The following is a 12,721-nucleotide window of genomic DNA, read 5'->3' as shown; positions in this document are numbered from 1 at the left end:
CTCGCCTTCGCGACGCCTTCGCCGCGCAAGGAGATCGCGCTTGGCGTTGCGCCCAAGACCGCGCTCGCCAATCTCTATGCCGCGCCTCCGAACGCCGTTCCCCAGACCACGCCAGTCCAGACCGCGCCAGTCCCGACGGCCCCATCCCGGATGGCGTCGTCTCAGACGATGACGCCACAGCAGCCGGTCGGGTCGCTCTGGCGCATCCAGATCGCCGCCGCCGCCAGCCGCGACCAGGCATCCGCGCTGCTGGAAAAGGCAATGCCGCTGCTCGCCCAAGGGTATGGCCGCGTCGCGCCGAGCATCGAAAGTTATGCCGATAGCGGCAAGGAAATCTTCCGCGCTCGCTTCGTCGGTTTTGCCGACGGCGATGCCGCCACGCGCGCCTGCTCGGTCCTGCAGGCCAAGGCGATCACCTGTTTCGTGGTACGATAAACGGATAAAACGCGCCGCCGGATCACCGGCGGCGCGTTGCTTCCCCGACGGATCTCAGCCCTTGACCGGCGCGTTCATCGCCCAGGCGACGCCGAAGGGGTCGCGGACCTGGCCGTAGCGGTCGCCCCAGAACATCACCTGCAGCTCGGTCTCCACCGTCATGCCGGCGTCGACGGCGCGTTTCCACCAGAAATCGATGTCGTCGACCGGCAGCATCATGGTGAAGGCCTGCGGCTTTTCGAGCGGGTGGCCGTAATCCGGATAGGGATCGCCGAGCATCACCGAACTGCCGTTGATATAGAGATGGACGTGCATCGTGCGGCCCTGGTCATCCACCGGATGAAAGGCTTCGATCTCGGCGCCGAGGGCGTTTTTGTAATACTCGGCAGCCTTCATCGCCCCGTCGAGCTGAAGATAGGCGACCACGCCGCCGCGGACGGGCGAAGCTACCTGATTGTCGTTCGTCTGGGCACTCGTATCCATTATTTTCCCTCCTGTTCGGGTCGTTCTCGTCCATGCCGGACAATACAAAGACGAACGAGAGGAGGAGACGCCGACATGGGGCGGCGATTTTTTTACGCAGTTTCGCCGGATGGAGTTAGGTGTCCCATTTGACCCGCCCAAGATCGGCGGCACCATCGACGATGCGGACAACGCGAACCGTGTCGTCGGCGATCGCGTAGAGGGCGAGCCACCTTTCCACCACAAGCATGCGTGCGGATTGCGCAATATCGGGCCGCCCCGGTCCCATCTCGGGATGATCCGATAATCGCGATATGCGGGCCTCCAGGCGCTCGGCAACCGCATCGGCCATGGCCACTCCGCTTTTGTCGGCGATCCAGGACCAGATGTCCAACATGTCGTCACGAGCCCGGCTGGAATAAACGACCATCTTGGCCATGGATCAAGGCTTGCCCGCACGTCTGCTGCGGCCTTCGGCCTTGATCGCTTTCAAATCCAGAGGGCGATAATCGCCGCTCTCGACACCTTCGCTCCACGCTATTTTCAGGCGCGTCAGATTATCGGCTGCGTGGTCCTGTTCCTCCAGCAGGCGCAAGGCCTCCTCGACGACTTCGCTCGAAGAGCGATAGTGTCCCGATTCGACCTTGGATTTGACAAACTCGGCCAGATCGTCCGTCAGTGAAACATGGATGTCCATCGACAGCTCCTTCCCTCCAATGATGGAAGCAGTCAGGGATTTTTACAAGCGATTTCGAACTTCAAACCCGTCCCGCAAATTCCTTCACCAGGCCCTCATAGTCCTCCATCGGCGGGAAGGTTTCGTAGGCATGCACGGCCGGTGTCGTCGCCCAGGGCAGCTTTTCGGACGTATAGGTCTCGATGAAGGGCACGAACCATTGCGGGTCGTCGAGCATGGTCGGACGCAGGTTGACGAACCAGTCCATGCCGACCGGCCTCGTAAACATCCAGCTCTTGCAGTGCGGGCAGTGATAGTGGTGGGCGTCGTCGCCATGCAGGCCGCCGATCACCGGCTCGCCTTGCGTCACCTCGAACCCTTCAGACGGGATCGCGGCGGAGAGCGAAAAGGCGCTGGCGCTCATCTTCTGGCAGCCGGTGCAGTGGCAGGCCGTGGTCAGGATCGGCGGTGCGCTGATTTTTAGCCGCACCTGCCCGCAGCGGCATCCGCCTTCCATGGGAAGAGTGGGTTTGGGCATGTTTGTATCTCCATTTTATCAATGCAACGGGGCGGCTACGGCGTTCGATCAGGCCGGACGCTTCGGAATGTCGAGGCCCCGCTGGACGGCTGGTCTTGCCAGCGCGCGCTCCAGCCATTCCGGCACGCGCTTCAGCTGGTCGTATTCGACGAGCTCCCCGGCGCCGTAGAAGCCGATCAGGTTGCGCACCCAGCCGAGCATGGCGATGTCGGCGATCGAATATTCGTCGCCCATCACCCAATCGCGGCCCTCGAGACGGGTCTCCAGCACGCGGATGATGCGGTGCGATTCCTTGGCATAACGGTCGCGCGGGCGCTTGTCCTCGATGTCCTTGCCGGCAAACTTGTGGAAGAAACCCAGCTGGCCGAACATCGGCCCGAGACCGGCCATCTGGAACATCACCCACTCGATCGTCTCGTAGCGCTTGGCCGGATCCGACGACATCAGCTTGCCGGTCTTTTCGGCGAGATAGATCAGGATCGCGCCGCTTTCGAATAGCGCCAGCGGCTTATCCCCGGGGCCGTTGGGATCGAGGATCGCCGGGATCTTGCCGTTCGGATTGAGCGACAGGTATTCCGGACCCCATGTCTCGTCGGCGCCGATATTGATGAAATGCGGCTCGTAGGGCAGGCCGATCTCTTCCAGCATGATCGAAACCTTGACGCCGTTCGGCGTCGGCGTCGAATAGAGCTGCAGAACGTCCGGGTTCTGAGCGGGCCATCTGGAGGTGATCGGGAAGGCGGAAAGGTCGGCCATATCGGGGTTCCTTGGGAGGCAGAGTTTTGTTCCCGCGGAATATAGCCACCGGCGCGCGATGCGCCAGTGGCGATCTCATCGAAGTCAGCGGGCGCTGGCCGGGAAAGCCGGCAGCTTGCCGATATCGTCTGCGTCGTGCTGGACGACCAGCTTTGCGTTCAGCTGCTTGGCGATCCGGTTCATGCGCTCCATCGAGGCGAGGCTTTCGGCCCGGTCGATGTTGAAGGGCGGCACGCCGTTGTTTCCGATCTGCTCTTCGAAATGCACGACGTCACCGGAGAGCAGGACCGGTCCGCTCTGCGGCAGTTTGACGAGCAGCGCCGTCTCGCCCTTGGTGTGGCCAGGCATGGCGAGCATCGTGACGGAACCGTCGCCGAACACGTCGCGATCGCCGGAAACCGGGTCGATCTTTGCCTTGCCGTCCATCCAGGGCTGGACGAGCACCGGCATGACCCCGAAAGGCAGGGGATTTTCGTGCAGGCTTTCCCAGTCGCCGGCGCCGATCATCAGCGTCGCCTTTGCAAAGGTCGAGGCCTGGCCGAGATGGTCGAAATGGTTGTGGCTGATGCCGACGATGCCGATCTGATCCGGCTTGATGCCGATCTTTGCGAGTTGGGTCGGGATGTCGACGGAAAGCGACGGTGCCAGCGGCTGGGTGAGGTCCGGCGCCTTGCCGATCAGGGCAGCCGGCAGGCCGGTATCCCAGAGCAGGTAATCAGCACCGTGGCGGATCGCATAGCAGCTGTCGGTCAGGGTGCGGCTTTCGCCTTTATAAGCGAACGTATCGGAAAAGCTCGACAGGTCCTTGACCACGATCGAGCCGCAATCGAGCCGCCACAGTTCGATATCGGCTGCGGCGCGAGCGGAGCCCGACAGGGTGAAGAGGGCGACGCCCGCGGCCAGAACGGAAGCGCCAAGGGTGGAAAGGGTGGCTAAGGTCTTCATCAAAAGTCTCCTGCGTTGAAGCCACGCCTTCTGCCTGCTTTCGACATCCCGTCAGGGCCGGATTTTTAACCGCTTGAGCCCGAAACGCTCACCTGAAGTGTTTTTCATCGTCGGTCCTGCGCTATACTGCGGCCATGAACCTGATCGTCACCCAGCGTCTTCCCGATCTTTCCCGCCGCCTGCTCGACCGTCTGCGCCCGATGGTGGCGGGGCGTCTCAAGCCCGGCATGAACGCCTATGCCGAGCAGCTGTTCATCTATTGCTGTTTCGACCGGGAGAAGGTGAAGGCGCTGGAGCTCGAAGATCCGATGATCGGCATCGTGCTCTACGGACAGAAGGAAATCTGGTTCGGCGACCGGACGCATGCCTTCCCGCCGGGCTCCGTCTTCGTCCTGCCGCGCAAGGTGCCGATGGATGTCGTCAACATTCCCGACGAGACGACCGGGTTCTACGTCGCACTGCGCCTCGACGTTCCGTCGCTGCCGGAAGGGATACCGCCGCTCTCGACGGCGGAGCGGCTGAAGGGCGGCGAGTTGGGCAATTTCGGCGTGCCGCTCAGCGAAGGTCTGGTGGAGGCGCTCTGTCATGCGGCCACCACGATTGCCGACGGGGCCATCGGCGAAACGATCAAGCGGCTGCGGATGGCCGAGGTGCTGGCATTGCTCCGCCCGTTGCCGGAAGCGCGGCTGCTGTTCCGCCAGAGCCTTTCGGACGAGATCGCCTGGCTTATCGCCACTGCCCCTTCCGAACAGTGGAGCATAACCGAGGTCGCCGAACAGATCGGCATCGGGGCCTCGACGCTGCGGCGTCGTCTTTCGCTGGAGGGTGCCTCGTTCCGGACCATCCTGCGGCGGGAGCGGCTGAAGGCAGGCCAGAACGCCATATCCTCGGGCGCCTCCAGCATCGCTGCAGCGGAGGCTGCCGGTTATGCCTCGCGGTCGCATTTCTCCCGCCGTTTTCGCGAGACTTTCGGCACCAGTCCGACCGGTCGGCCCTGATCCCTCAAAAAATTGCTGCGTCCTGTCGGATGAGCCGCTAATCCTTCGTCTTCATCAAGAGAGGGAGACACGCATGCTTTACGCCATCCTTTGCTACGCCCATGAGGAAACCGTCTTCGCCTGGTCCAAGGAGGAGGAGGATTCGGTCATGGCGAAGCTCATCGAGGTGCAGACGCCTTACGCGCAGGCCGGCAAGCTCGGCCCTGTCGGACGACTGATGCCGACGACCGCTGCCACTACCGTGCGAAAAGGCAAGGAGGAGCCGCTGGTGCTCGACGGGCCGTTTGCGGAAACCAAGGAAGTGCTGCTCGGCTTCTACACGCTCGATGTCGAGACGCTGGAGGAAGCGGTCGCCTTCTCGAAGGCGCTTTCGGCGGTCAATCCCGGATCCAGTTCCTACGAAATCCGGCCCTTCTACGTCTTCCATCCCGGCGAAATCAAAAATAGCGAGACCAAGACATGACAGATATTGCCTGGATCGATCTTGCCCTGACGGCCGCCCGGCCGCAGGCGCTCGGCGCGCTCCTTCGCTACTTCCGCGATCTCGACATCGCGGAAGAGGCCTTCCAGGAGGCGTGCCTGCGCGCCATCAAGACCTGGCCGGACAAGGGGCCGCCGCGCGATCCGGCCGCCTGGCTGATCTTCGTTGGCCGCAACAGCGGCATCGACGTGGTCCGCAAGCGCTCCAAGAACGATCCATTGCCGGAGGAGGAAGCCTTTTCCGATCTGTCCGATGCCGAGGGCGACATGGCCGATCGGCTCGACAATTCCCATTACCGCGACGATATCCTGCGGCTGATGTTCATCTGCTGTCATCCGGACCTGCCGGCGACCCAGCAGATCGCGCTGGCGCTCAGGATCGTTTCCGGCCTCAGCGTCGCCCAGATCGCCCGCGCCTTCCTGGTCGGCGACAGCGCCATGGAGCAGCGCATTACCCGCGCCAAGGCGCGCGTCGCCAAGGCCGGCGTGCCGTTCGAGACGCCGGGGCCTTTGGAACGGTCGGAGCGGCTCGGCATCGTCTCGTCGATGATCTATCTCGTCTTCAACGAGGGATATTCCGCCGGCATTACCAATGCCGACAGCGCCGCATTCTGCGACGAGGCGATCCGGCTTGCGCGCCTCCTGCTGCGGATATTCCCGGCAGAGCCGGAGATCATGGGCCTTTTGGCGCTGATGCTGCTGCAGCATTCGCGTGCCAGAACGCGCATCGACAAGGATGGCCAGATCGTGCTGCTCGAGGATCAGGATCGCAGCCGCTGGGACAGCAAGCTGATCAACGAGGCCTTGGCGCTGCTCGACAAGGCGATCCGCCACCGCAAGCCCGGCCCCTACCAGGTGCAGGCGGCGATCTCGGCGCTGCATGCGCGCGCGCCGACGCCGAAGGACACCGACTGGAAGGAGATCACCATGCTTTACGGCCTGCTGGAGCGCATCCAGCCGTCGCCGGTGGTGACGCTCAACAAGGCCGTCGCGGTCTCGAAGCTCGAAGGGCCGGAGGCGGCGCTCGACATGATCGCGCCGCTTGCCGACAAGCTCGACGGCTATTTCTATTTTCACGGGGTCAAGGGCGGACTGATGATGCAGGCCGGCCGCAAACCCGAAGCCCGCGAGGCCTTCGACCGGGCGATCGCGCTTGCCAATTCCGCCGCCGAATGCGCCCATATCCGCCAGCAGATCGATAAGCTGGGCGCGGTGACGCCGCTGGTGGAATAGGGCGGGCAATCGCAGGCAGGGCTGCCCCTCATCCGGCTGCCGCCACCTTCTCCCCGCGCGCGGGGAGAAGGACGCAAGACGCGCCGGCCTGCCTCGATCATCGGCGACGAATGGGGCAAGTCCCCTCTCCCCGTTTTTACGGGGAGAGGGTTAGGGTGAGGGGCAACCGCAGATACAATGCCCCCGCTACCGCCTCGGCTGCCGTAACGTCATCTCCACGGCAATCGTGTCGCCTGCGGTAATTCCGGTCTTTTTCCGCACCGCGTCCTTCAATGGCAGCAGATAGGTTTCGTCCTTCGGGAAGAGCGACGTGTAGAACGAGACCCCCGCTATGGTGGCGTCGACCGGGATCACGCCCCAGCCGTAGCTCACGAGCTTCGATAGCCGCCTGATCTCCTCCGCATGGTTCGGCGGGAGCGGCGCGAAGAAGAAAGGGGACGGGCCGCGCCAGTGGATGACTTCAGCTTCGAATCTGAACTGGGTCATGGATGCTCTTTCGGTGCCTGCCGTGCCGCTTCGAGATATTTGCCGCAGACCCTTAAAAAATTCCATGACACTTGTCGGATATCGTTCTCGTCACACGTCCTAGGTTCAACATCGGATGAGATGTTTTGTGAAACTCGAGGGAGACCGACGATGACCGAGAATACCGCCAAGCACGCCCTGCAGATCGTCCGCGAGATGAACGTGCCGGCCGACAAGCTCTACAAGGCCTGGACCACGCCGGAACGCATGGGCGAATGGTTCTGCCCGCAGCCGTGGAAGGTGACCGAAGCCCGGATGGACGTCCGTGCAGGCGGATCGAGCTTCATCCTGATGGAAGGGCCGAACGGTGAGAAGATCCCCAATTATGGGATCTATCTGGAAGTGGTGCCGAACAAGAAACTGGTCTTCACCGACGCCTATACCAGCGCCTGGGTGCCGTCGGAAAAGCCGTTCATGACTGCAGTCGTCGAATTCGAGGACCTCGGCAACGGCCGCACGAAATATATCGCGACGGCCTATCACTGGACGGAGGAAGACAAGAATGCCCATCAGCAGATGGGCTTCGAGGAAGGCTGGGGTATCGTTGCCAGACAGCTCGAAGAGATCGCCAAGACGTTCTGAAGCAGAGAGTTGCCGCCCGGGTGAGGCTCGGGCGGCTTCGCCGGCCTCAAGGCGCTTTCGGGATTGATTCAAAAGGCTGCCGTAAGTCTTTGAAAACGGATTCGAACTTCGTTTGGCAATTCACCGGGTGCCGGGGCGCCGGGTCACTCGGGTACGGGGCTCCTCCGGTTCCTGCGCCTGGGGGATCAGCGCTTCCGGTATCGTCAGGCTCGAATAGACGCGGTTGCGGCCGTTCTTTTTTGCCATGTAGAGAAGCTGATCGGCGGCGTTGAGCTGGTTGCCGAAGGTCTCGCGCTCCTCCATTTCCATGACGCCGATGGAGATGGTCACCGATATGTCCTTGTCCTGCAGCGGGATGGTGGTGGTCTGGACGCGGCTGCGTACCTGTTCGCAAAAGGAATGAGCCTGGAAGGCGTTGGTGTCCTTCATGTAGATTGCGAACTCTTCGCCGCCGAGGCGGGCAGCGAAGTATCGCTTGTCGATGGTCATCTCCCTGAGGGTGCTGGCAAGACGCTTCAGCACCTGGTCGCCGGCCTCGTGGCCGTAGGTGTCGTTGACCGACTTGAAATGGTCGATGTCGAGGATGGCAACCGCGTCGTTTGGCGGTGCAGGCTCCAGGGGCGGGTTCTTTTCGAAGAAGAAGCGGCGGTTTGCGAGACCCGTCAGATGGTCTCGTTCCGCCAGATAACGCAGCCGCTTCAGCTGGGTCAGCGTTTCGACATTGTTGTCGATGCGGCATTGCAGCTCTTCCGGGACGAAGGGACGGTAGATGAAATCCGACGCTCCGGCTTTCAGGAAGCTTGCGGAGAGGCCGCGGTCGGTCGAAGACGAAACCCCGATAATGCGCAGCTCGTCCGATGGCCGGGTTGCGCGAATGCGCCTCGTCAGCTCGTGTCCGTCCATGTCGGGCATGTTGTAGTCGGTGATCACCAGTTCGATCGATGGATTGTCGGCAAGCATATCCAGGGCCTCCTTGCCGGAAAGGGCTTCGAGGACACGGAAGTTCTGCCGCTGCATGATCTCGACCAGACCGGAACGGGCCCATCTCGCGTCATCGACGACGAGTACGGAAAAGGCGTTGTTGGTCAGGATGCGGTTCACGGTCCTGACGACCGTATCAACCGTCGTGTTGTCGCTCTTGACAATGTAGTCGATGATCTTCCGCTCGGTGTAGCGGATGGTGGTCTCAGTCTCGGAGGTTGCCGTGAAGACGATTGTCGGAACCGCGTATTCGGCCAGCAGGGCAAGGATCTCGCCGTTTGGCGCATCGGGCAGGTTGAGGCCGGTCAGGGCCAGGGTGAACTTCTGCCCCGCCAGCAGCATACGAGCTTGAGCCAGGCTCGCACAGCAAAAGGTCCTGCCGGCAGTCTCCCGCTCGAGTCGTTGTCGCAGCAATGCCGAAAGGGCGGCGGAATCCTCGACGATAAGGATGTCATTCGACGATTGCAGGTTCGGAACGTCCGAGTCCGGCCGATTTCCGGTGCCGTCATTCATTCGATTTACCTAAACTATTGTCTCTGCTGGCCGGGGAGTCTATGCCCGATCGATTACCATTCCCTTAGGTGCTAAACCTATATTTGTGTCCGAAATCTTACAGTCCCGTGCGAGTTGTCAAATTATGGCACAGGTGCTGCCGGCCGGCCGTGCGCCTATCCATTCCATCGAACGATGCCTTCGAAAGAATAGCATTTGCGCTGAAGGTGCCCGATAACTATCTGACGGGCATCAACGAATGGATTTCTTCAAGATGGAACTCGGACTTCATACTTTTGGCGATGTCGATGCCGCAGCACTGGACAAGGGCGCGGAAGGCGCAAGGCGGATCAAGGATCTGCTAGAGGAGATCGCACTTGCCGACCAGGTGGGGCTCGATGTGTTCGGGCTCGGCGAACATCACCGCCCGGACTATGTCGTCTCGTCGCCCTCGACCGTGCTTGCCGCGGCTGCCGCGATCACCAAGAATATCCGGCTGACCAGCGCCGTCTCGGTGCTCTCGTCAGACGATCCGGTGCGGGTCTTCCAGCAGTTTTCGACCGTCGATCTGATTTCGAATGGCCGGGCGGAGATCATGGCGGGCCGCGGCTCGTTCATCGAATCCTATCCGCTATTCGGCTACGACCTCGGCGACTATGACGAGCTGTTTTCCGAAAAGCTCGACCTGCTGCTCGCCATCCGCGATCAGGAGATCGTCACCTGGCAGGGTGAGAAGCGCGCGCCGATCAACGGCCGCGGCGTCTATCCACGCCCGCTGCAGAGGCAACTGCCGATCTGGATCGCCGTCGGCGGCACGCCGCAATCGGTGGCGCGGGCAGGGGCCATGGGCCTGCCGCTCGCGGTCGCCATCATCGGCGGCGAATATCCGCGCTTCGCCCCCTTCTTCAACCTCTACCGGGAGGCCGCCCGCCGCGCCGGTCAGGATCCGGTCAAGCTGAAGACCAGCATCAACGTGCATGGTTTCATCGCCGATACGACCGAGGCCGCCGCCGACCAGTTCTACGGCCCGCAGGCAGAGGTGATGAACCGCATCGGCCGCGAACGCGGCTGGGGGCCGACCAACCGGGCGCATTTCGACGAGGCGCGCTCGACGCTCGGCAATCTCTTCCTCGGCGAGCCGGAACTGGTAGCCGAAAAGATCATCGCCGCCCACAAAGTGTTCGGCATGGACCGGTTCCTGCTGCAGATGGCGATCGGTCCTATGCCGCATGACCAGGTGATGCGCGGCATCGAGCTCTACGGCACGAAAGTCGCGCCGCTGGTCAGAAAAGAACTGGGGTCGTCAGAAAAGAATTGACGGGCTCGGCCGATGGCGCGAAACCGGCCGCCTGATCGAGTTTGAACACGTTAGGACGTTAGGCAGACCATGGTTATCTCCACCGAAGACGAACTGGCCAAGCTGAAGGATATCGGCAGGCTTTGCGCGCAGGCGATGGAGACCATGGCGAAGGCACTGGAACCGGGGATCACTACCCGCGAACTCGACGCGATCGGCCGCAAGTTCCTGGAGGACAATGGTGCACAATCGGCGCCGGAGACCTGCTACCAGTTTCCGGGCGCCACCTGCATCAGCGTCAACGAGGAAGTCGCCCACGGCATTCCGGGCGACCGGGTGATCCAGGCGGGCGACCTCGTCAATATCGACGTCTCGGCGGTCAAGGACGGTTTTTTCGGCGATACGGGTTCCTCCTACGCGGTGCCGCCGGTGAAGCGCGAGATCGAAAAACTCTGCCGCGACGGCCGCCGGGCGCTATGGACCGGGCTGCAGCAGGTCAAGGCCGGCAAGCCGCTTTCCGGTATCGGCAATGCAATCGGAAACTTCGCCAAGAAGAACCGCTATACGCTGATCACCAATCTTTCGAGCCACGGCATCGGCCTGACGCTGCATGACGAGCCGAAGGAAATCCCGACCTGGCCGGATCGCCACGAGACGCGCTCGATGGAAGACGGGCTGGTGTTTACCATCGAGCCGTTCCTGTCACTCGGCGCCAACTGGGCCGAGGACGGCAGCAATGGCGATCCCTGGACGCTCTACAGCGACCCCAAGGCACCCACCGTGCAATATGAGCATACGATCGTCGCGACCCGTAACGGACCGTTGATCCTGACACTCGCGGATTGAGCGAAGACTTCTGCCGTCACGGCAGGTCGGTCAGTTGTGCTTGTTGGCGCCCGACACGGCATCGACGCGACGATAGAAGGCGTCGGTGCGCTCGGTCTGAAGGTTTCCCAGCATCTGGCGCGCATAGACGCGGGACGCACTCTGCAGCAATTGCGCGAAAGCGGCGTAACCGACAGCGTCGGCCTGGCGAAGCTGGGCGATCAACGGATCGACGAGCACTTCGGATAGGGTCAGGTCATGTTCCATGCGCATGCCTCCGCGCCCCGATGGCGATGGCTCAGAGATTGGCTTGCTTTCATGTCAGCAGCAAGACGGTTTCGGTCATGCACTGCACCAAATCGTCGCGGCACATGCACGATCGCTTGTGTACCGATCCATCACTTCGGTGCATCGCTGCAATGAAAATTCCTTATTTGCCGCGACCGAGCGCGGCTGCGATAACCGTGCCATGCTGCAGATCAATACGAGTTATTCGCACCGCCCCCTGTTGATCGGCTTTGCCGGCGCCATCGCCATGGCGGCGGCGATGGGTTTCGGGCGTTTCTTCTACACGCCGATCCTGCCCGGCATGATGACCGGCATTCCGCTTTCGGCGGCCGATGCGGGGTATATCGCGGCGGGCAATTTCGCCGGTTATCTCGCCGGCGCCATTCTCTCCGCCTATGGCTGGGCGGCGGGGCGCGAGCGCAATGTGGCGCTCGGCGGGCTTCTGGCGACCGCGATCCTGCTTGCCGCCATGGCCGCGACCGACTCCGTCGTCGCCTTCATCGTCATCCGGTTTCTGGCAGGCCTTGCGAGCGCGCTTGCGATGATCTTCACCTCGTCGATCGTGCTGCCCTATGCGGTCGGCCGCGACAATGTGAACGTCCTGCATTTCGGCGGCGTCGGGCTTGGCATCGCGCTCTCCTCGGCGCTGGTCTTCGTCGTCAATACGATGGTCGGTGATGGCGCGCACGGCTGGCGGACGAACTGGCTCGCCGGCGCGGCGATCGTGCTCGTCGTGCTCGCCGTTGTCGCGTGGATCCTGCCGAAACAGGCGATCGGCACCGGCGCGGCGGTCGAACCGCCGCTTAAATGGCGCAGGCCGCTCGTGCTGCTCACTGCCTCCTATGGACTGTTCGGCTTCGGCTACGTGATCACCGCGACCTTCCTCGTCACCATAGCGCGGATGGGGAATGCCGGCCCGGTCGTCGAATTCCTCGCCTGGTTCCTGACCGGCTCGGCGGCTGCCGTTTCACTCCTGCTCTGGCGGCCGGTGGTCAACCGCTTCGGGCTCGGCAAAACCTATGCCACGGCGCTCGGCCTGCAGATGGTCGGGGTGCTCGGTTCGGTCATGCTGCCGCCGACGGCGGGTGCGCTTGTCGGCGGGTTGCTGCTCGGCGTCACCTTCATGGTGATCACCGCCTACGGGCTGCAGATCGGCCGGAAGCTTTCGCCGGAAAGCCCGCGCCGGGCACTCGCCTCCGCCACCGCCG

At 62.5% G+C, this 12,721-nt stretch carries 17 protein-coding genes; 8 read left to right on the top strand and 9 right to left on the bottom strand.

Annotation, left to right across the window (positions count from 1 at the left end; all coding sequences use genetic code 11):
• Positions 1-435, top strand: a 435-nt coding sequence (locus tag MOV61_RS22985; RefSeq protein WP_247138236.1) for an SPOR domain-containing protein, incomplete at its 5' end; no start/stop codon positions are given.
• Positions 436-489: 54 nt separating this feature from the next.
• Here MOV61_RS22985 and MOV61_RS22980 read toward each other — a convergent pair.
• The 6 genes from MOV61_RS22980 to MOV61_RS22955 form a co-directional block, all read right to left on the bottom strand.
• Positions 490-918, bottom strand: coding sequence for a glyoxalase/bleomycin resistance/extradiol dioxygenase family protein (locus MOV61_RS22980; RefSeq protein WP_247138235.1), 429 nt, complete (start codon positions 916-918; stop codon positions 490-492).
• 115 nt (positions 919-1,033) lie between these two features.
• Entirely contained in the window at positions 1,034-1,336 is a 303-nt protein-coding gene (locus tag MOV61_RS22975; protein ID WP_247138234.1) for a type II toxin-antitoxin system RelE/ParE family toxin, read from the bottom strand.
• Between the two features lie 3 nt (positions 1,337-1,339).
• A complete protein-coding gene (locus MOV61_RS22970; RefSeq protein WP_038544398.1) occupies positions 1,340-1,594 on the bottom strand; it encodes a type II toxin-antitoxin system ParD family antitoxin in 255 nt (84 codons plus the stop codon).
• 61 nt (positions 1,595-1,655) lie between these two features.
• Entirely contained in the window at positions 1,656-2,111 is a 456-nt protein-coding gene (locus MOV61_RS22965; protein ID WP_247138233.1) for a GFA family protein, read from the bottom strand.
• A 48-nt stretch (positions 2,112-2,159) separates the two neighbouring features.
• A complete protein-coding gene (locus tag MOV61_RS22960; RefSeq protein WP_247138232.1) occupies positions 2,160-2,867 on the bottom strand; it encodes a glutathione S-transferase N-terminal domain-containing protein in 708 nt (235 codons plus the stop codon).
• 84 nt (positions 2,868-2,951) lie between these two features.
• Positions 2,952-3,812: an N-acyl homoserine lactonase family protein gene (locus MOV61_RS22955; RefSeq protein ID WP_247138231.1), complete on the bottom strand. Its 861-nt coding sequence runs from the start codon at positions 3,810-3,812 to the stop codon at positions 2,952-2,954.
• Between the two features lie 134 nt (positions 3,813-3,946).
• On the opposite strand from MOV61_RS22955, the gene MOV61_RS22950 reads away from it, so the two are divergent.
• The 3 genes from MOV61_RS22950 to MOV61_RS22940 all read left to right on the top strand — a co-directional run bounded on the left by MOV61_RS22950 (position 3,947) and on the right by MOV61_RS22940 (position 6,523).
• Complete coding sequence (locus MOV61_RS22950; RefSeq protein ID WP_247138230.1) at positions 3,947-4,810, top strand: helix-turn-helix domain-containing protein; 864 nt, start codon at positions 3,947-3,949, stop codon at positions 4,808-4,810.
• Positions 4,811-4,883: 73 nt separating this feature from the next.
• Positions 4,884-5,273: a YciI family protein gene (locus MOV61_RS22945; protein WP_038588533.1), complete on the top strand. Its 390-nt coding sequence runs from the start codon at positions 4,884-4,886 to the stop codon at positions 5,271-5,273.
• Positions 5,270-6,523, top strand: a complete 1,254-nt coding sequence (locus MOV61_RS22940) for an RNA polymerase sigma factor (protein WP_247138229.1) — start codon at positions 5,270-5,272, stop codon at positions 6,521-6,523. The genes MOV61_RS22945 and MOV61_RS22940 overlap by 4 nt, the downstream gene beginning before the upstream one ends.
• Before the next feature lie 186 nt (positions 6,524-6,709).
• Here MOV61_RS22940 and MOV61_RS22935 read toward each other — a convergent pair whose 3' ends face one another.
• Positions 6,710-7,009, bottom strand: coding sequence for a DUF1905 domain-containing protein (locus MOV61_RS22935; RefSeq protein ID WP_247138228.1), 300 nt, complete (start codon positions 7,007-7,009; stop codon positions 6,710-6,712).
• Between the two features lie 150 nt (positions 7,010-7,159).
• Here MOV61_RS22935 and MOV61_RS22930 point away from each other — a divergent pair, with 150 nt between their 5' ends.
• A complete protein-coding gene (locus tag MOV61_RS22930; RefSeq protein ID WP_247138227.1) occupies positions 7,160-7,630 on the top strand; it encodes an SRPBCC family protein in 471 nt (156 codons plus the stop codon).
• A gap of 120 nt (positions 7,631-7,750) precedes the next feature.
• Here MOV61_RS22930 and MOV61_RS22925 read toward each other — a convergent pair whose 3' ends face one another.
• Positions 7,751-9,124, bottom strand: coding sequence for a diguanylate cyclase (locus MOV61_RS22925; RefSeq protein WP_247138226.1), 1,374 nt, complete (start codon positions 9,122-9,124; stop codon positions 7,751-7,753).
• Positions 9,125-9,377: 253 nt separating this feature from the next.
• Between MOV61_RS22925 and MOV61_RS22920 the strand changes: the two genes are divergently transcribed.
• Positions 9,378-10,421 carry an LLM class flavin-dependent oxidoreductase gene (locus MOV61_RS22920; RefSeq protein ID WP_247138237.1) on the top strand — a complete coding sequence of 348 codons (1,044 nt, stop codon included), beginning with the start codon at positions 9,378-9,380 and terminating at the stop codon, positions 10,419-10,421.
• 69 nt (positions 10,422-10,490) lie between these two features.
• Positions 10,491-11,246, top strand: a complete 756-nt coding sequence (gene map, locus MOV61_RS22915) for a type I methionyl aminopeptidase (RefSeq protein WP_038544385.1) — start codon at positions 10,491-10,493, stop codon at positions 11,244-11,246.
• A 30-nt stretch (positions 11,247-11,276) separates the two neighbouring features.
• Here the strand turns inward: map and MOV61_RS22910 are convergent, their stop codons facing one another.
• Entirely contained in the window at positions 11,277-11,492 is a 216-nt protein-coding gene (locus tag MOV61_RS22910; RefSeq protein ID WP_038544383.1) for a hypothetical protein, read from the bottom strand.
• Between the two features lie 202 nt (positions 11,493-11,694).
• Between MOV61_RS22910 and MOV61_RS22905 the strand changes: the two genes are divergently transcribed.
• A partial coding sequence (locus tag MOV61_RS22905) for a YbfB/YjiJ family MFS transporter (RefSeq protein ID WP_247138225.1) occupies positions 11,695-12,721 on the top strand: 1,027 nt, incomplete at its 3' end.

The sequence above is a fragment of the Neorhizobium sp. BETTINA12A genome (assembly GCF_023006485.1).
Lineage (GTDB): Bacteria > Pseudomonadota > Alphaproteobacteria > Rhizobiales > Rhizobiaceae > Neorhizobium.
The sequence above is the reverse complement of the archived record's forward strand: the minus strand, read 5'-3'. Positions and strand labels throughout refer to the sequence as shown.